This is a genomic window from Streptomyces sp. SN-593 (assembly GCF_016756395.1).
Lineage (GTDB): Bacteria > Actinomycetota > Actinomycetes > Streptomycetales > Streptomycetaceae > Actinacidiphila > Actinacidiphila reveromycinica.
Genome location: NZ_AP018365.1, coordinates 3,521,557 through 3,538,177 on the forward strand (window position 1 = coordinate 3,521,557; position 16,621 = coordinate 3,538,177).

Consider the following 16,621-nt stretch of genomic DNA (forward strand, 5'->3'; position numbering starts at 1 on the left):
CTTCCACGCGCACCCGTGGCGGCCGGACCCGACCCCGTCATCATGCGGAAGCCCGCCAACCGACCGCTAACATATGGCTAACGCTTCGTCCCCACCGCCCCCACCCGCTCTCACCAGCCTCTTTCCGTCCCCGTGGCCCCACCGGCGGCCCGCCCTCGCGGCACCCGGACGGTCCTACGGCGCCCCGCCCGCAACCCCGCGACGGCGGTGAGCGGTTCGCCGTCCCCGAGGACGCGTCCACCACGGCGCGCCGCGAGGACGCGCACACGGGACCGGAACGCGGGAAGGCGACGCGGGAAGGACCCGCGGGGACGGCCCCCGCGAAGCGGCGCGACCTCGGCCCGGCACCGCGGGACCGCCCGCGACTGATCCGGCCAGGGAGGCCCACGGATGCGGTTCGGCCTGCTCGGCACGGTCACGGTCGTCGCCGACGGCGACCCGGGCGGCGACGGCTCCGGCGGCAGCGGCGGCGGGCTGCCGCGCCCGGTCGGGTCGGCGAAGGTCCGGGCCCTGCTCGCCGCGCTGCTGGCCACGCCCGGCCGGGCGGTGCCGCTGCGCCACCTGAAGTCCGCGCTGTGGGGAGACGCCCCGCCCACCACCGCCACCGCGTCCCTGCACAACCACGTCGCCCGGCTGCGCCGGGTGCTGCACGAGGAGGGCCAGGACGGCTCCCGGCTGCGCGCCGCCCCGCCCGGCTACGTGCTGGACATCGCCGACGGCGAGTTCGACGTCTGGATCTTCCTCGGGCACCACGCGGCCGCCCGCACCGCGCACCGCGCCGGCGACTGGCACGCGGTGCTCGACGAGTGCGGCGCCGCGCTGGCGCTGTGGCGCGGCGAACCGCTGTCGGACGTGCCGCTGCGCTCCGACGTGCTGCGGGCGCTCGCCGCGCACCTCACCGAGGCCCGGCTGCTCACCCTGGAGTGGCGGTTCGCCGCGGAACTGGCGCTCGGCAGGCACCAGGGCATGGCCGCGGAGCTGGCCGGCCTGGCCGCCGCGCACCCGCTGCGCGAGACCTTCCACCGGCAGCTCATGCTCGCGCTGCACCGCACCCACCGGCAGGCGGAGGCGCTGGCCGTCTACCACCGGCTGCGCCGAACCCTGGTCGAGGAGCTGGGCGTGGAGCCCGACTCCGCGGTGCAGGCCACCTACCAGGAGATCCTGGCCGAGCCGCCCTCCGCCAGGCTCGCCCCCGGCGGCCCGTCCGGCGGTACGGCCGGCGGCCCGCGAGGCCGTACGGGCACGACGCGGCCCGGCGGTGCGGACGGCGGTGCGGACGGGGACGCGGCCGGGGATGCGGCCGACGGCACGGGCGGGAGTACGGGCAGCGGTACGGGCACGGGTGGGACGGCTCCGCGCCGGGCCGAGCGCGCGGGCGCCGCGGTGGACACGGACTCGGGCGGGCCCCTGCCCCCGGCCGCGCCGGTCGGACCCGGACCCGTACCCGCGGACGGGCCCGCGGCCGGACCCGCGGCCGGCGACGCACCCGTGACCGTAGGACCGCGCGCTCCGGCGCCGGAGGGCGGCGGGGCCTCGGCCGGCGACGCCGTCCCCGCCGTTCGCCCCCGTCCCGCGCCCGCCCAGCTCCCGCCGGACACTCCGGACTTCACCGGGCGGAGCAGCGAACTCGACACCCTGCTTGCGGCGTTGCGCGGGAGCCGGGCAGAGTGCGGCCCGCGCGTCGCCGTGGTCTCGGGCATGGGCGGGGTGGGCAAGACCGCGCTCGCGGTCCGGGCGGCGCACCTGTTGCGGTCGGAGTTCCCCGACGGCCAGCTCTACGCGGACCTGCGCGGTTTCGGCGCCGGCGACGCCCGCGACCCCGCCGACCTGCTGGCCCGCTTCCTCGGCGACCTCGCCGCCGACGGCCAGCCGCCGCCCGCGGACCCCGACGACCGGGCGGTGGTGTGGCGCGACGCGCTGCACGGCCGGCGGGTGCTGCTGATGCTGGACAACGCCGGCGACGCGGCCCAGGTGACGCCGCTGCTGCCGGGCGGAGGCGGCAGCGCGGTGCTGGTCACCAGCCGGCGGGCCCTCGGCGAGCTGCCCGGCGCCGCCCGGCTGGCGCTGGAGCCGCTGCCGGCGCCGGAGCAGCGGGAGTTGCTGGTCGCGCTGTGCGGCAGGCAGCGGGTGGCGGCGGAACCCGAGGCCGCGGAAGGGGTGTTGGCCGCGTGCGGCGGCCTGCCGCTGGCGCTGCGGATCGCCGGCGCGCGCATGGCGGCGCGCCCCCACTGGCCGCTGAGCGCGCTCGCCGAGCGCCTCGACGCCCCGGCAGGCTCGCGGCTGCACGCCCTGTCCACCGGCGGGCTCGCGGTGCAGGACACCTTCGCGATGAGCTACGTGGCGATGCGGGACAGCCCGCTCGCCGCGGACCGCGCGGCGGCCGGCGCGTTCCGGACGCTGGGGGCCTGGCCGGGGCACGGCCTGGACTCGCCGGCGGCCGCCGCGCTGCTCGGGCAGGGCTCCGCGGCGGCCGCCGACGACCTCCTGGAAGCACTGGTGGACGCGCACCTGCTGGAGGCGCCCCGGCCGGGCCGCTACGGCTTCCACGACCTGGTCGGCGAGTACGCGGCGGTCTGCGCGCGCGGCGAACTCACCGCGGCCGAGCGCCGGTCCGCGCTGCGCCGGATCACCGTCTGGTACGCCGCCACGGTCGCCTCCTCGCTGGCCGTCCTCGCCCCCGAGGGGCACCCGTTGCCGCCGCTCGACGAGCAACCGGTGCTGCCGGCGCCGGAGTTCACCGGCGACGAGGAGGCGCTGCACTGGTGCGTGCGCGAACTGCCCGCGATCAGGCTGGCGATCACCACCGCAGTCGCGTGCGGCTGGCCCGACATCGCCTGGCGCACCGCGGCCGGGCTGTTCGGCTACGCACAGGCGTACTGGTGGACCGGCGAGTGGACCGCCTGCCTGGAGGAGGCGATGGCCTGCGTCACCGCGCACGGCGACGTGCTCGGCCAGGGCTGGATGCACAGCCGCCTCGGCGTCGCGCACGGCATGGCCGAGCGGTACGAGGTGAGCCTGGAGCACCTGCACGCCGCCCGCGCCCGCTTCGAGGCGGCCGGCGACCTGCACGGGGTCGCCGCGATCCTCACCAACCTCACCGCCCTGCACCGCTGCACCGGCGAGTACGGCCTCGCGCTGGAGTACGGCCGGCGCTCGCTCGCCCTGCACCGCTCGCTCGGCGCGGTCGACCGGGTGGCCACGGTGCTGGGCAACCTCGGCGACACCCACCTGTTCGTGGGCGACCCGGTGGCCGCCGAGCAGTGCTTCCGCGAGGCGCTCGCGGCCTGGCGCGCCCGCGGCTCGCTGACCAGCATCGCCCGCACCCTCACCAGCCTCGCCGAGGCCCGGCTGGCGCTGGGGCGTCCCGCCGAGGCCGTACGGGCCCTCACCGAGACGCTCGCGCTGCTGGACCGGCTCGGCGACCGCGCCACCGCGGCGGACGCCCTGGAGGTCCTGGGCCGCGCCCACCTGGCGCGCGGCGATCGCGCGGCGGCCCGGGCCTGCTGGCAGGAGGCCCTCGGCCTGGCCCGCGCCCACCACCTGCCGGTGGAGGAGGAGGCGGTGCTGCGCGGGCTGGCCGGGCTGGAACCCGGCGGCACGGCGTAGGGCCGAAGGCCGCCGGGCCCCTCGGTGCGGCGCTGCCGCACGGGGCGGGCCGGGTACGGGAACGGTCCCCGCGTCCGGGCGATCGGCCGGGGACCGGCCGGGGATCGGCCGGGGACCGGACGGGGATCGGACGGGACCGGCCGAAGGTCGACCGGGAACCGGACGGGAAGCCGGCCGGAGAAGAGATCGGCCGGCCCGCTCCCGCCACGCGGCCGGCTCAGACCTGCATGTCGGCCGGCACCGCGGCCAGCGCCTCCTGGATCGCGGCGACCAGGTCGCGCGCCGACTGCGCGGTCAACTCCAGCGCCACCCGGGCGTTCGGGCCCTTGGCCGGGTTGGCGAAGTCGATGTTCAGTGTGTGCTCGGCCATCGCGTGGACCGGGTGGTCGAAGTAGACGGTCACGTCACTGACGTGGAACCACGAGCCGTTCGGGCCCTTGGCGCTGCCGTCGACGGCGTCCTTGACGGTGGTGTAGGTGCACATGGCCGGTCAGCTCCCCTGCCCGCCGGCCAGGTGCCGGCCGAAGAACTCCTCGATCCGCTCCCAGCCGTCGTTCGCCGCGGCGACGTCGTACCGGGGCCGGTTCACCGCGAAGAAGCCGTGACCGGCTCCCGGGTAGTTGTGGAACTCGAACGTCTTGTCCGCCTCGGTGAGCAGGCTGCCGAGTTCCGCGACCTCGGCCGGGCTCGGGTGGGCGTCCTCCTCGCCGAAGAGGCCGAGCAGCGGGGCGCGCAGGTCCGGCAGCCGGTCGACCAGGTTGGTGACCTTGAGCGTGGCCCCCTCGGGCACCGTGCCGGTCACGTAGGCGCCGTAGCAGTCGACGACCGCGTCCAGGTCGGTGGAGCAGCCGGCGAGCACCGCCTGGCGGCCGCCCGAGCAGTGGCCGATGACGCCCACCCGGCCGTTGGAGGTGGGCAGCGCCCGCAGGTAGGCGGCCGCGCCGGCCACGTCGCCGACCAGCCGCTCGTCGGGCACGCCGCCCTGCGCGCGGGCCACGGCGGCCGCGTCGTCGGGCGCGGCGCCGGGCGCCTCGCGCGTGTAGAGGTTGGGGCAGACCGCGTCGTAGCCCAGCTCCGCGAAGCGCCGGACCATCTCCTTGGTCTGCCGGTCGTACCCGGGCAGGTGGTGGATGACCACGACACCGCCGCGGCGGGCGTCGCCCTCCGGCCGGGCGAGGTACGCCTCGATCTCGTCGCCGCCGTGGCCGGCGAGAAAGACGGTGGTCGCCGTCAACGAACCGCTGGGGGAAGCAGAAGGGGAATCACTCACGAGCGTCACCTATACCATAAGGCTGGACTGATCAGTTTATACTGAAGATCATGTCATCATCCGGCGGCCCGCCGCCCACCGGCCCACCTCCCGCCGGCCCGGCCCGTATCGCCACGGACCTGCGGGCCGCCCTCGGTCCGCTGGCCCGGCGGCTGCGCACCGTGAAGCCGGACGGCGAGTTGACCCTCTCCCAGACCTCGGCACTGGTCCTGCTGGACCGGGAGGGCCCGGCCACCGCGTCCGAACTGGCCGCGCGCGAGGGGATCAGACCGCAGTCGATGGGCACGATCGTCGGGGTGCTGGCCGAACGCGGCCTGGTCGCCCGCACACCCGACCCGGACGACGGCCGCCGGATCGTCGTCTCGCTCACCCCCGCCGGCCGCGAGGGGCTGCACGGCGCCCGCCGCGAGCGCGCCCGCCGGCTCACCCTCGCCATCGAGGACGAGCTCACCCCCCACGAGCAAGAGCAGTTGGCGGCCGCGATCCCGCTGCTGGAGAGGATCACCCGACGTGTCTGAACAGCGGCCGGCCACTCCCGACGACGGCCCCACCCGACCCGGCGCCCCGATGACCGGCGCCCCGACGACCAGCGCGCCCACGGCCGCCGCCGCGCCGGCCGCCCCCGCCGAGGGGCGCCCCGACCGCTACAAGTGGGTGGCGCTGTCCAACACCAGCCTCGGGATGTTCATGGCGATGGTCGACGCGTCGATCGTCATCATCTCGATGCCCGCGATCTTCCGCGGCATCCACCTCGACCCGTTCGCGGCCGGCAACATCACCTACCTGCTGTGGATGATCATGGGCTACCTGCTGGTCACCGCGGTGCTCGTGGTGAGCCTCGGGCGGCTGGGGGACATCGTCGGCCGGGTGAAGATCTACAACCTCGGCTTCGTCGTCTTCACCCTCGCCTCCATCGCGCTGTCCTTCGACCCCGCGCGCGGCACGCACGGCGCGCTGTGGCTGATCTGCTGGCGGGTCGTCCAGGCGCTGGGCGGCGCGATGCTGATGGCGAACTCCGCGGCGATCCTCACCGACGCCTTCCCGGCCCGCCAGCGCGGCATGGCGCTGGGCATCAACCAGATCTCCGCGCTGTCCGGGCAGTTCATCGGTCTGGTGCTCGGCGGCCTGCTCTCGGCGTGGGACTGGCGCGCGGTGTTCTGGGTGAACGTGCCCGTCGGGATCTTCGGCAGCATCTGGGCGTACCGCTCGCTGCGCGAGATCTCCGCGCGCAACCCGGCCCGGATCGACTGGTGGGGCAACCTCACCTTCGCGCTGGGCTGCGGGATGATCCTGGTCTCCATCACCTACGGCATCCAGCCCTACCGCGACCACACCATGGGCTGGACCAGTCCCAAGGTGCTCACCGGCCTGATCGGCGGCGGCGTGCTGCTGATCGCCTTCGGGCTGATCGAGACCCGGGTGAAGCAGCCGATGTTCACCCTCGGGCTCTTCCGCAACCGGCACTTCGCCGCCGGGAACGCGGCCGCGCTGCTCGCCTCCGTCGCCCGCGGCGGGCTCCAGTTCATGCTGATCATCTGGCTCCAGGGCATCTGGCTGCCCCTGCACGGCTACGCGTTCGAGGACGCGCCGCTGTGGGCGGGGATCTTCCTGCTGCCGCTGACCGCCGGGTTCCTGCTGGCCGGGCCCGCCTCCGGGACCCTCTCCGACCGGTTCGGTGTGCGCTGGTTCACCACCGGCGGGCTGGTGCTGTTCGGTTCGAGCTTCGTCGGGCTGCTCCTGCTGCCGATCGACTTCCCCTACTGGGCGTTCGCGCTGCTCATCCTGCTCAACGGGATGGGCTCGGGGATGTTCTCCGCGCCCAACACCTCCGCGATCATGTCGAGCGTGCCGGCCACCCACCGCGGCGCGGCCTCCGGGATGCGGTCCACCTTCCAGAACTCGGGCACCTCGCTGTCGATCGGCGTCTTCTTCTCGCTGCTGATCGTCGGACTCGCCGACCGCCTGCCGCACACGCTCCAGGCCGGGCTGCGCGCCCAGGGCGTGCCGGCGGGCGTCGCCCACCACGCGGCGACGCTGCCGCCGGTGTCCACCGTCTTCTCGGCGTTCCTCGGGGTGAACCCGGTCGAGACGCTGCTCAAGCCCTCCGGGACGCTGGCGACGCTGCCCGCGCACAACCGCGACGTGCTCACCGGCAAGCAGTTCTTCCCGAACCTCATCTCCGCGCCCTTCCACCACGGCCTGGTCATCGTCTTCGCCACCGCGGCCGGGATGTCCCTGCTCGCCGCGATCGCCTCCGCGCTCCGGGGCACCCCGGGCGGCACCCGCTAGCCCCGAAGGTTGCGGCCGGGGCCGCCTTCGGGGCCGCTCAGGCGGAGGCGACGGCCGCCGCGCCGCCGTCCGGGCCCTGGCGGCGCACCGCCGCGGCCTGCGCGGCGAGGGCGAACGTGCGGGTCAGCGTCATCGCCACCGCCATCAGCAGCAGCGAGTCCGTGATCGCGTCGACGCTGACCTGGTGCTGCGCCATCCAGCGCCCGAGCGGCGCGGTGAACCAGTGCTCGGAGCCGTAGGAGAAGGCCGCGCGGGCGCCGATCACGACGATCCACAAGGCCGCGTAGCCGGCGCCGTTGCGGCTGACCGGCCGACCGGTGCGGGGGCTGCGGTAGACGTGGGTGAGGCTCGCCGCGCCCAACCCGCACGCCGCCCCGAGGACGACGCCGAGCACCTCCAGCCCGAGGCCGTAGCCGTGGGTGGCGGGCGACTCGACGAACAGCGGCACGATCGCGGCGGACATCAGCAGCGGTCGCAGGATGCGGAAGGCGCCGATCTTGCGGTGCGGGCCGAGATCGGCCTCCAGGACCGCGAGGAGGACGGCGGCGTTGATCACCATGGCCTGGGTGAGCGTGGACATCAGCGGGTTCCTGTCGTGGAGGTCGTGGGCGTCGAGGACCCCCTCAGGCTCCGCCCGGCACCGGTACGAGCGCGCCGTAGCGCGGGGCGACAAGCGGGGTGATCCGCGCCGGCCGGCCTCCACCCCGTCACCCCGCGACGTCACCCCCGCGGATCACCCCGGGCCTCACCCCGCGGTGTGACGCCCGCGCCGGGCCAGCTCCGTAACGTCGCTGGTGGCAGGCCGGACCGGGCCGCCGACACCGACCGGAGGAGCTTCCCGTGATCGAGGTACTGGCCGTGATCGCGATCGTGGCCTACGTCATCGGCCGCCAACTCCTCGGCGAGTCGCTGCGCGGGAAGCGGGTGCTGCTGCTGCCCGCGATCCTGGTAATCGTCGGGCTGACCCGGCTCAGCGGCGGCGGCCACCACCTGCACCCGGTGGACGTCGCGTGCCTGGTCGTCAGCGGACTCGTCGCGGCGGCGATCGGCGCCGGGCAGGGCGCGATGATGCGGCTGGAGAACCGCCAGGGCGGCCTGTGGGGGCAGATGCCCCCGCGCGGCCTGGTGCTGTGGGTCGCGCTGGTCGGCTTCCGGGTGGCCATGACGGTCCTGGCGGGCGCGCTGGGCGCCCATGTGGCCGCCTCCAGCGCGCCGATCGTGCTGCTGCTGGGCGTCAACCGGCTCGGCCAGGCCGCCGTCATCACCCGCCGCGCCCTGGCCGCGGGCATCCCCTTCGCCCGCGAGAACGACGGCTCGGTCTTCCTGTCCGACCAGCTCTCCGGCCTGGGCACCCGCCTCACCGGCCGGAGCGGCCCCGCCGCACCCGGCCGCGGCGCCACGTCCTACGGCCCGCAGGCGTCCTCCGGCCGCCCCGGCGCGTACGACGCCCCCACCGCCGACCGCTACGCCCCGTACGACGCGTACGACGCGTACGGCCGCAACGACCCCTACGACCGTCAGGACGCGTACGACCGCGGCGCGTACGACCGCGGCGCCGCCCGCGACCGCGACCGGAACGCCTCCTACGACCGCGCCCCCTACGGCGGCAGCCCCTACGACCGGGACGACGCGTACCCCGGCGGCGACCGCCGGCGCGGCAACTCCGACCGCGGCCACTACGGCGCCGTCCGCCGTGACCGCGCCGGACGGCGGACCTCCCGGCGGTTCCAGTGACCACCGCGCCCGCGGCCGCGCGGAGCGGCCGCCCCGCGCCGCGGGCGCCCGGCCCCGCCGAGGGCCCGCCGTACGGCTCGAACCCCGGGCCGGACGACGACTATCGTGCTGATGTGCTGACATCCGTGACCTGGCTGATCCGTGCGGGCGCCTACGTCCTGTTCGGGATCGACCTGTTCACCCACCACGCCTACGGCCCGGTCGAACACCTCGCCGTCACGATCGCGTTCGGACTGTCCGGCGCGCTCACCCTGTGGGGGCTGCTGCCTGTCGGCCTCGGCGACGGCACCGCCCGGCGCACGACCGTCCTGGCCCTGGCCGCGTCCGTGTCGAGCGCGGTCGCCGTCCAGCCGGGCGCGACCACGCTCGTGGGCGTCGGCATGATCGCCACGATCGACGCGGCGACCGGCCTGCGCCGTTCCGAGGGCTGGTGCGTGTTCGGGTCGGCGGTGCTCGCCGCCGAGGTGGGGCTGTTCTTCAGCACCGCGGACCCGCAGGCCGCCCAGGGCATCCCGCTGCTGCTCGCCATCGGCCTGCTCACGGGCTTCAACCGGCGCGCCTACCGGGTCCAGGCCGAGCAGAACAAGGCGCTGCTCGCCCAGGCCGAGCGGCTGCGCTCGGAGCAGCGCCGGGTCGCCGTGCTCGACGAGCGCACCCGGATCGCCCGCGAGATCCACGACGTGCTCGCCCACTCGCTGGGCGCCCTCGGCATCCAGATCCAGGCCGCCCGCGCCCTGCTCACCGACCACCAGGACACCGACCGGGCGATCGAGGTGCTGACCACCGCGCAGCGGATCGCCTCGGACGGGCTGTCCGAGACCCGCCGCGCCGTGCACGCCCTGCGCACCGACACCCCGCCGCTCTCGGAGGAGTTGGCGCGGATGGCGGCCACGCACGAGCAGCGGCACGGGAGTACGGTGACGCTCACCGTGGTCGGTGGCGCGGCGCCGCTGCCCCCGGACCGGGCGCTGGCCCTGGTGCGCACCGCGCAGGAGTCGTTGACCAACGCCGCCAAGCACGCGCCGCTCCGGCCCGTGACCGTCGATCTGCGCTATGGGGACGAGGACGTGACGCTGACGCTCACCAACCCGCTCGGCCGAGACACCCCGTCGGCGGCCGAGCCGCCGCCGGACGGGACGGAGCGGACGGACGGGACGCGGGAGGGGACGGCGGGCGGCGCGGCGGACGGAGCCCCGGCCGGCGCGGCCGCCGGGCGCGGCACCGCCTTCGCCACCGTGGACGGCGGCTACGGCCTGACCGGCATGCGCGAGCGGCTGCTGCTGCTCGGCGGCACCCTCACCGCGGGCCCGGCGGACGGCCGGTGGAGCGTCACCGCGTGCGTGCCGCGGCAAGGGCGGGCGGCGGCGTGACCCCGGCTCCCCCCGCGGCCGGCGAGCCCGCCCTGCGCGTGGTGGTCGCCGACGACCAGGCCGCCGTGCGCGAGGGGCTGGTGCTGATGCTGGACCTGCTGCCGGGCATCGACGTGGTCGGCTCGGCGGCCGACGGCCGGCAGGCGCTGGAGGTGGTCGCCGCGCAGCGCCCGGACGCGATCCTGCTCGACCTCCACATGCCGGTGATGGACGGCATCGAGGCCACCCGGCGGCTCACCGCGGAACACCCGGACGTGGCGATCGTGGTGCTCACCACCTACGCGGACGACCGGTCGGTGCTGGAAACCCTCCGGGCCGGCGCGCGCAGCTACCTCACCAAGGACGCGGACCGGCTGCACATCGCGCAGACCCTGCGCAGCGCGACGGCCGGCCTGACGGTGCTGCACCCGCAGGTGCAGGCCACGCTGCTGGCCGCCACCGACCCCGGGCCGGCGGAGGCCGGCGAGCGGTTCGCGTCCGGGGACGCGCCGGGTCCCGGGGGCGGCCAGGGCGCGCACTCCGGTACGGAGCAGGCGCATCGCGGCGCGCTCCCGGACGGACTGACCCGGCGCGAGGCCGAGATCCTGGCGCTGATCGCCCTCGGCCGGAACAACGCCGAGATCGCCGGCGAGCTGTTCCTCAGCGGCAACACCGTCAAGACCCACATCAACCGGATCTTCGCCAAGACCGGCTCCCGGGACCGCGCGGCCGCCACCCGTTACGCGCTGCGGCACGGCCTGGACTGACGGCAAGAGGCAACGGACCCGCTACCGGCACCGGCGGCGGCAACGGCAACGGCAACGGCAACGGCAACGGCAACGGCACCAGCACTAGCAGCGGCAGCGGCAGCGGCTCCGATCGCAGTGCCCCTACACACACGTGGGCGGCTCCTCCTGTCCACGGAGGAGCCGCCCACGCTTTCTCTTCGGTGCGCTAGTGCTTCTTTCCCGGTGCCCTTGCGGGCGTCAGCCGGTCACGCACGGACCTTGCGCTTCATCAGGCCCATGCCCATCGTGGCCAGGCCAAGCAGGCACGCAACACCACCGACCACCGCGTTGTTCCAGATCGTCTTGGTGATGTCCGCGTCCCCCGCGACCACCCACGGGGCGATGATCGTCCACACGCCGATCGCGATCGCGACCCAGCCGAGTCCGTGGGTCCGCTCCAGAACGGAGCCGTACCCCATGGCCAGCACGGCCAGGGCGATACCCACCACGAGGTTGGTGACCCTCAGGCTGGTCAGGCCGGTGAAGCCCACCACCCACGGCGAGATGGCCAGGTACAGGCCGGTGAGGAGGCACAGCCCCTCGACCAGGCCGGCCATCGGCTTGCTGCCCACCGCGGCGTACTGGTCCCGCAGGGACCTGATGTCCGGGTGGTCCTCCATGGTCGAGCGCGTCGACGGAGAAGTCGGCGAATGAGTCGAATCGGTGGCCATCTAAGCCACCTCCCTTTCGCAAGTGCAGTCGCTTCTGACGCCGGATGTCCTTCGGTTCTCCACTCCCGAAGCTGCCGCATCCTTACTCAGCGTAAAACTCACGGCAGCCTTGTGGCCACCCGACGCCGTGACGGTTTGCCCGCATTGGCGGTTCTTCCGACCGCTTACCCACGGGCGGCGGGTCGAACACGCCCTTTCTCCGCATCCTTCGCATGTCGGGCGATATTCGCCGCGGCCCCGGCGTCGATCTCGGCCGCCTCCCGGTCCCGGTCCTCGGCCATCGGCGCCGCGTCCACCAGCACGGCGGCCGCCTCGCGCGCCACGGACGCGGCCGTGGGGTCGCGGTCCATCCGGGAGCTGAGCGTGGCGCCGTCGTAGAGCAGGTGGAGTTGGCGGGCGAGGCCCTCGGGGTCGGCGACCCCGACCTCGGCGGCGAGTTCGGCGAACAGCCCCCGCATCCAGGCGCGGTAGTCGTCCGACGCCTGCTGGACGGAGCCGCCGGGGGGCGCCTCGGCGCTGGCCGCGGCGAACGCGCACCCGTTGTACCCCGGCGAGGTGATCAGCTCGCCCTGCGCGTCGAACATGCCGAGCAGCCGCTCCCGAGGGGTGCGGAACCGGGTCAGCACCCGGGTGATCCGGTCGACGCTCCGCTCGTGACGGTGTTCGAGATACGCCCTGACCAGGCTCTCCTTGCTGCCGAAGCAGTTGTACAGGGACGCCTTGGCCACTCCGGCGTGCTCGATGACGCGGTCGATGCCGACCGACTGCACGCCCTCCGCGTAGAACAGCTCGTCGGCGGCGAGGAGCAGGCGCTCCCGCGCGGAGACCTTCGCCGGCTTGGACGCCTTGGCCGGCCCTTCCGGCACGGTCTTCTGCACCATCCCGATCACCTCTCAGACAACCCTGTCTAGTCTACCGCGGGCACCGTACCGGACATCCGGCCCGGCATCCAGGACTCGCCCTGCCGCGGGGCGCGCGTCCCGCCGACCCGGCCCCGGGCCGGACCCGGACGGCCCGACCGCCGCGGACCCCGCTCCCCCATCCCTGGAGATCAGCTCTCACGCACCGCCTGAGGGGTGCGGCGGCCGAGCAGCAGGGCGGCGAGCGCCGCGGCGGCCAGCACGATCACCGCGACGCCGTACTCCCGGACGGTGTCGAGCAGACCGCCGCCGTGGACCACCAGCACACCGGCGATCACCGCGGGCACGCCCATGCCGAGGTAGGACACCACGTACAGCAGCGAGAGCACCCCGGCCCGTTCGTGCGGCTCCACCAGCGGGACGACCAGGCGTATGCCGCCCTGGAAGCCGGCGCCGAAGCCGAACCCGGCCACGGCGCTGCCGGCGAAGAAGCCGATCTCCGCACCGGTCCCGCCCCCGCCCGACCCGATGGCCAGCAGGGTGGCCGCGACCCCGACGATCAGGGCGACCACACCGGTCACCATCACGGTGCGGGTCGGCGTCTCGCGCAGCACCGGCACGGACAGCGCGGCCGCGCCGGCCAGCACGAACAACCCCAGCCCGCCGTAGACCACGGAGTCGGAGTGCACCAGGCGGCTGGTGATCGCCGGGCCGAGCGAGCCGTAGAAACCGGCCAGCGACCAGACCGCGAAGAGCACGGGCGCGGCCACGGCGATCGCGCCGCGCGCGGCCCGGGGCAGCTTGATCTCGGGCACCATGCTCGACAGCGCGCCCCGCTTGCGGCTCACCGGCTCCCTGAGCGCGACCACGCCGAGCGCCTGGAGGGCGAAGACGCCGAGCAGCAGGTAGTAGACGAGGTGGGTGGGGGCGGGCAGGAACCGCACCACCAGCCCGGAGGCGAGGGCGCCGACGGCGGTGCCGATCGGGGGCGCGAAGGAGTTCGCCACCGAGCCCTTGATCCGGTCGATGTCGAGCAGACCGGCGCCTATCGCGCCGAGGGCGGCACCGGTCGCAACGCCCTGGACCACCCGGCCGGCCATCAGGACATCGACCCCGCCGGCGGTGGCGAACACCACCATCGCCACCGCCTGCGCGGCGAGCGCGACGAACAGGACGGGCTTGCGCCCTATGTGGTCGGAGATCTTCCCGAAGACCAGCAGCGACAGCAGCACCGCCACCGCGTACACCCCGAAGACGACGGTGGTGGTGATCGGGGAGAAGCCCCACTCGCCCTGGTACACCGCGTAGAGCGGGGTGGGGGCGCTGGACGCGGCGAGCAGCGACACGATGATCGAGGCGAGCAAAACCAGGGCGGCGGTCGGCCCGAGATGTCGGCCGCGGCCGGCGGCGGCCTCCTGCCGCTCCTCACCCGCGCCCGCGGCCGCGCGGGCCGCGGCAGGGCCGGAACCGGGCCCGGAGACGCCGGGGACCACGGACCCAGGCGTGCGCCTCAGGCGGGCGACTGCCTCGCTGGTCGGGGGGACGGGCATGGCTGCTCCCTCGTCGATTGAACAGACCTGTCTGGTACGGTTCCTCGACATTAGACAGACAGGTCTACCCATGTCAAGCCGAGGTTTGTCCGCCGTCCGGGTGGTGATCCGTGGGGGGAGGCCGGTTCGCCACCCGCGGGGCGGTGCCCGGCGGGGCGGCCCGGGAAGCGCCCGGGAAACCGCCCGAGGAGAGACGGGGAGGGACGGCAGGAGCACGTCGCAGCAGCGAGGAGGCGCCGTGACCGCTTCGGACACCTCGAACACCCCGGACCGCGACCCCGCCGGCGAGACCGGCGGCACCGGTAGCGCCGGCGGCAGCGACCGCGCCGGACGCCGTACCGCCCGGGGCGACGACCGCCGAGACCGGCTCGCGGCCTACCACCGCAAGCGCGACTTCGGCCGGACCGCCGAACCGCGCGGCGGCCGCGCCCCCGCGGGCGGCGGCCCCGCGTACGTCGTGCAGATCCACGACGCGACCCGCACCCACTTCGACTTCCGGCTGGAGGTCGACGGTGTGCTCAAGTCCTGGGCGGTGCCCAAGGGCCCCTCGACCGATCCGCGGGACAAGCGGCTCGCGGTGCCGACCGAGGACCACCCCATGGAGTACCGCGACTTCGAGGGCGTGATCGAGGCGGGCGAGTACGGCGGCGGGACGGTGATCGTCTGGGACGCGGGCGGCTACCGCAACGCGAGCACCGACCGGTCCGGCCGCGAGATCCCCTTCGCCGAGGCCCTGGCGCGCGGCCACGCGTCCTTCCGGCTGGTCGGCGGGAAGCTGCGCGGGCGCTGGTCGCTGACCCGTTTCCGCAAGGGCGAGCCCGGCACCGAGGACGAGAGCGGGCACGCCCGCGGCGAGGCGTGGCTGCTGGTCCGGTCCGCGGAGGAGGGCCCGCGCGGGGGAGGGCGCGCCGCCGCCCGCCGTAGCCGCGCGCGCCGTCCCCCCGCGCCGGGTCAGACCCCGGCCCAGCCGGGCGGCGCCGATCCGCGCTCCCGCGGCCGTGGCACCCCCGACCCGCACCTGGCCCGCAGCACGCGGACCGGCCGCACCCTCGCGCAGGTGGCCGAGGCGGGCGGCCCGACCTGGCACTCGGACCGTTGACCGCCGCCCGGGACACCTTCCCTGACGGCGGCCCCTTCCCTGACGGCGGCCCTTCCGCCGGCCGCGGCCGTTCCCCCGGCCACCGCCCCCGAAGGCACGGCGGCCCCGCCGGAACGGGCGGCCGTCCCGGTCCCGCGGCCGGACATTCCTCCGGGGCCGACCCGGGCGCCTCCCCCGCCTCCCCCGCCTCCGCCGACCGCCGCGCCCGCCCGCCCCGCGGCCCCGCCGGAACGGCCTCCGACCCGGGCGCCTCCGCCCGGCCCGGCTCCACCGCCGGGAACCCCGGGGGCGTCGGGAACCCCCGCTCCCCCGCCTCTACGTCCACCACCCCGCCCTCCCCCGAACCCCCCACTTCGCCCACCTCGCCCTCCCCCGCCTCGCTCTCCTCCGCCGTACCGGCGCGGCTGCTGCGCCCGGTCCCCGCGCACCGCGCCGGCACGCCGGTCCGGCCGATGCTGGCCACCCCCACCGACCGCCGCTCGTACGACGGGAGCTGGCTCTTCGAGCGCAAGCTCGACGGCGTACGGGTGCTGGCGGTGCGCGACGCGGACGGGGTGCGGCTGCTGTCGCGCACCGGGCGGGACGTCAGCGCGACCTATCCCGAGGTCGTGGCGGCGCTCGCGGCGCAGCGGTGCGCGGACTTCACCGTCGACGGCGAGGTGGTGGCGCTGCGGTCGGGCCGTACCGACTTCGCGCTGCTCCAGCAGCGGATGGGGCTGACCGATCCGCGGGCGGTGCGGGCCAGCCCGGTGGCGGTGCACTACTACGTGTTCGACGTGCTGGCGCTGGCCGGCTGGGACACCTCCCGGGTGCCGCAGCGGACCCGCAAGACGCTGCTGCGGGACGCGCTGGAGTACGGCGGCCCGCTGCGCTTCACCCCGCACCGCAACCACGACGGCGACACCCCGGCGCTGCTCGCCGACGCCTGCGCGCGGGGCTGGGAGGGGCTGATCGCCAAGCGCGCGGACGCCGCGTACCAGCCGCGCCGGTCGCGGGACTGGCTGAAGCTGAAGTGCGCGGCCGGGCAGGAGTTCGTGGTCGGCGGCTTCACCGAGCCGGCCGGTTCGCGGATCGGGTTCGGCGCGCTGCTGCTGGGCTACCACGACGCGGACGGCGCGCTGCGCTACGCGGGGAAGGTGGGCACCGGGTACCGGGACCGGGTGCTGCGGCAGTTGCGGGCGCGGCTGGACGGGCTCGCGCGGGCCGCCAGCCCCTTCGCCGACCCGGTGCGCGAGCGGTCCGCGCACTGGGCCGAGCCGGCGCTCGTGGCGCAGGTCGCCTTCACCGAGTGGACCCGGGACGGGATGCTGCGCCACCCCCGGTTCCTGGGCCTGCGCGACGACAGGGACCCGGCGGACGTGGTCCGCGAGGAGCCGCCCGGCTGACCCGCGCACGGTGCGGGAGG

Annotated in this window: 14 protein-coding genes; 8 read left to right on the top strand and 6 right to left on the bottom strand. The window is 75.6% G+C overall.

What is annotated here, in order from left to right; genetic code table 11:
* The first annotated feature begins 390 nt into the window (after window positions 1-390).
* Window positions 391-3,606 carry an AfsR/SARP family transcriptional regulator gene (locus RVR_RS14515; RefSeq protein WP_202234258.1) on the top strand — a complete coding sequence of 1,072 codons (3,216 nt, stop codon included), beginning with the start codon at window positions 391-393 and terminating at the stop codon, window positions 3,604-3,606.
* A 217-nt stretch (window positions 3,607-3,823) separates the two neighbouring features.
* Here RVR_RS14515 and RVR_RS14520 read toward each other — a convergent pair whose 3' ends face one another.
* Window positions 3,824-4,090: a DUF6295 family protein gene (locus RVR_RS14520; RefSeq protein ID WP_202234259.1), complete on the bottom strand. Its 267-nt coding sequence runs from the start codon at window positions 4,088-4,090 to the stop codon at window positions 3,824-3,826.
* A gap of 6 nt (window positions 4,091-4,096) precedes the next feature.
* Window positions 4,097-4,876 (bottom strand): dienelactone hydrolase family protein, encoded by a 780-nt coding sequence (locus RVR_RS14525; RefSeq protein ID WP_202234260.1) that lies wholly within the window; start codon window positions 4,874-4,876, stop codon window positions 4,097-4,099.
* A gap of 50 nt (window positions 4,877-4,926) precedes the next feature.
* Between RVR_RS14525 and RVR_RS14530 the strand changes: the two genes are divergently transcribed.
* Window positions 4,927-5,394, top strand: coding sequence for a MarR family winged helix-turn-helix transcriptional regulator (locus RVR_RS14530; RefSeq protein ID WP_202234261.1), 468 nt, complete (start codon window positions 4,927-4,929; stop codon window positions 5,392-5,394).
* A 163-nt stretch (window positions 5,395-5,557) separates the two neighbouring features.
* Window positions 5,558-7,165: an MFS transporter gene (locus RVR_RS14535; RefSeq protein ID WP_202238636.1), complete on the top strand. Its 1,608-nt coding sequence runs from the start codon at window positions 5,558-5,560 to the stop codon at window positions 7,163-7,165.
* A 37-nt stretch (window positions 7,166-7,202) separates the two neighbouring features.
* Here RVR_RS14535 and RVR_RS14540 read toward each other — a convergent pair whose 3' ends face one another.
* Entirely contained in the window at window positions 7,203-7,745 is a 543-nt protein-coding gene (locus RVR_RS14540) for a hypothetical protein (protein ID WP_202234262.1), read from the bottom strand.
* Between the two features lie 260 nt (window positions 7,746-8,005).
* Here RVR_RS14540 and RVR_RS14545 point away from each other — a divergent pair, with 260 nt between their 5' ends.
* The 3 genes from RVR_RS14545 (at window position 8,006) to RVR_RS14555 (ending at window position 11,015) form a co-directional block, all read left to right on the top strand.
* A complete protein-coding gene (locus RVR_RS14545) occupies window positions 8,006-8,899 on the top strand; it encodes a hypothetical protein (protein WP_202234263.1) in 894 nt (297 codons plus the stop codon).
* Window positions 8,900-9,012: 113 nt separating this feature from the next.
* Entirely contained in the window at window positions 9,013-10,269 is a 1,257-nt protein-coding gene (locus tag RVR_RS14550; RefSeq protein WP_202234264.1) for a sensor histidine kinase, read from the top strand.
* Complete coding sequence (locus tag RVR_RS14555; RefSeq protein WP_237404738.1) at window positions 10,266-11,015, top strand: response regulator transcription factor; 750 nt, start codon at window positions 10,266-10,268, stop codon at window positions 11,013-11,015. The genes RVR_RS14550 and RVR_RS14555 overlap by 4 nt, the downstream gene beginning before the upstream one ends.
* Before the next feature lie 227 nt (window positions 11,016-11,242).
* On the opposite strand, the gene RVR_RS14560 is transcribed toward RVR_RS14555, so the two are convergent.
* From RVR_RS14560 to RVR_RS14570, 3 genes are all read right to left on the bottom strand, one after another.
* On the bottom strand, window positions 11,243-11,707 hold the full coding sequence (locus RVR_RS14560) for an SPW repeat protein (RefSeq protein ID WP_202234265.1): 465 nt from the start codon (window positions 11,705-11,707) through the stop codon (window positions 11,243-11,245).
* Window positions 11,708-11,871: 164 nt separating this feature from the next.
* A complete protein-coding gene (locus RVR_RS14565; protein WP_202234266.1) occupies window positions 11,872-12,588 on the bottom strand; it encodes a TetR/AcrR family transcriptional regulator in 717 nt (238 codons plus the stop codon).
* A 170-nt stretch (window positions 12,589-12,758) separates the two neighbouring features.
* Entirely contained in the window at window positions 12,759-14,117 is a 1,359-nt protein-coding gene (locus tag RVR_RS14570; protein ID WP_237404739.1) for an MFS transporter, read from the bottom strand.
* Between the two features lie 238 nt (window positions 14,118-14,355).
* Between RVR_RS14570 and RVR_RS14575 the strand changes: the two genes are divergently transcribed.
* Both RVR_RS14575 and ligD read left to right on the top strand, forming a co-directional pair.
* The gene (locus RVR_RS14575) at window positions 14,356-15,216 is read left to right on the top strand and encodes a DNA polymerase ligase N-terminal domain-containing protein (RefSeq protein ID WP_202234267.1); all 861 of its coding nucleotides are present in this window, start codon (window positions 14,356-14,358) and stop codon (window positions 15,214-15,216) included.
* Window positions 15,217-15,668: 452 nt separating this feature from the next.
* The gene (ligD, locus tag RVR_RS14580) at window positions 15,669-16,601 is read left to right on the top strand and encodes a non-homologous end-joining DNA ligase (RefSeq protein ID WP_202234268.1); all 933 of its coding nucleotides are present in this window, start codon (window positions 15,669-15,671) and stop codon (window positions 16,599-16,601) included.
* Window positions 16,602-16,621 lie beyond the last annotated feature (20 nt).

Bases quoted from the DNA above. Each gene is read 5' to 3' on its own strand.
- RVR_RS14520 (WP_202234259.1), bottom strand. From the start codon at position 4,090: ATGTGCACCTACACCACCGTCAAGGACGCCGTCGACGGCAGCGCCAAG.
- ligD (WP_202234268.1), top strand. From the start codon at position 15,669: ATGCTGGCCACCCCCACCGACCGCCGCTCGTACGACGGGAGCTGGCTC.
- RVR_RS14530 (WP_202234261.1), top strand. From the start codon at position 4,927: ATGTCATCATCCGGCGGCCCGCCGCCCACCGGCCCACCTCCCGCCGGC.
- RVR_RS14570 (WP_237404739.1), bottom strand. From the start codon at position 14,117: ATGCCCGTCCCCCCGACCAGCGAGGCAGTCGCCCGCCTGAGGCGCACG.
- RVR_RS14540 (WP_202234262.1), bottom strand. From the start codon at position 7,745: ATGTCCACGCTCACCCAGGCCATGGTGATCAACGCCGCCGTCCTCCTC.
- RVR_RS14535 (WP_202238636.1), top strand. From the start codon at position 5,558: ATGTTCATGGCGATGGTCGACGCGTCGATCGTCATCATCTCGATGCCC.
- RVR_RS14565 (WP_202234266.1), bottom strand. From the start codon at position 12,588: ATGGTGCAGAAGACCGTGCCGGAAGGGCCGGCCAAGGCGTCCAAGCCG.
- RVR_RS14560 (WP_202234265.1), bottom strand. From the start codon at position 11,707: ATGGCCACCGATTCGACTCATTCGCCGACTTCTCCGTCGACGCGCTCG.
- RVR_RS14515 (WP_202234258.1), top strand. From the start codon at position 391: ATGCGGTTCGGCCTGCTCGGCACGGTCACGGTCGTCGCCGACGGCGAC.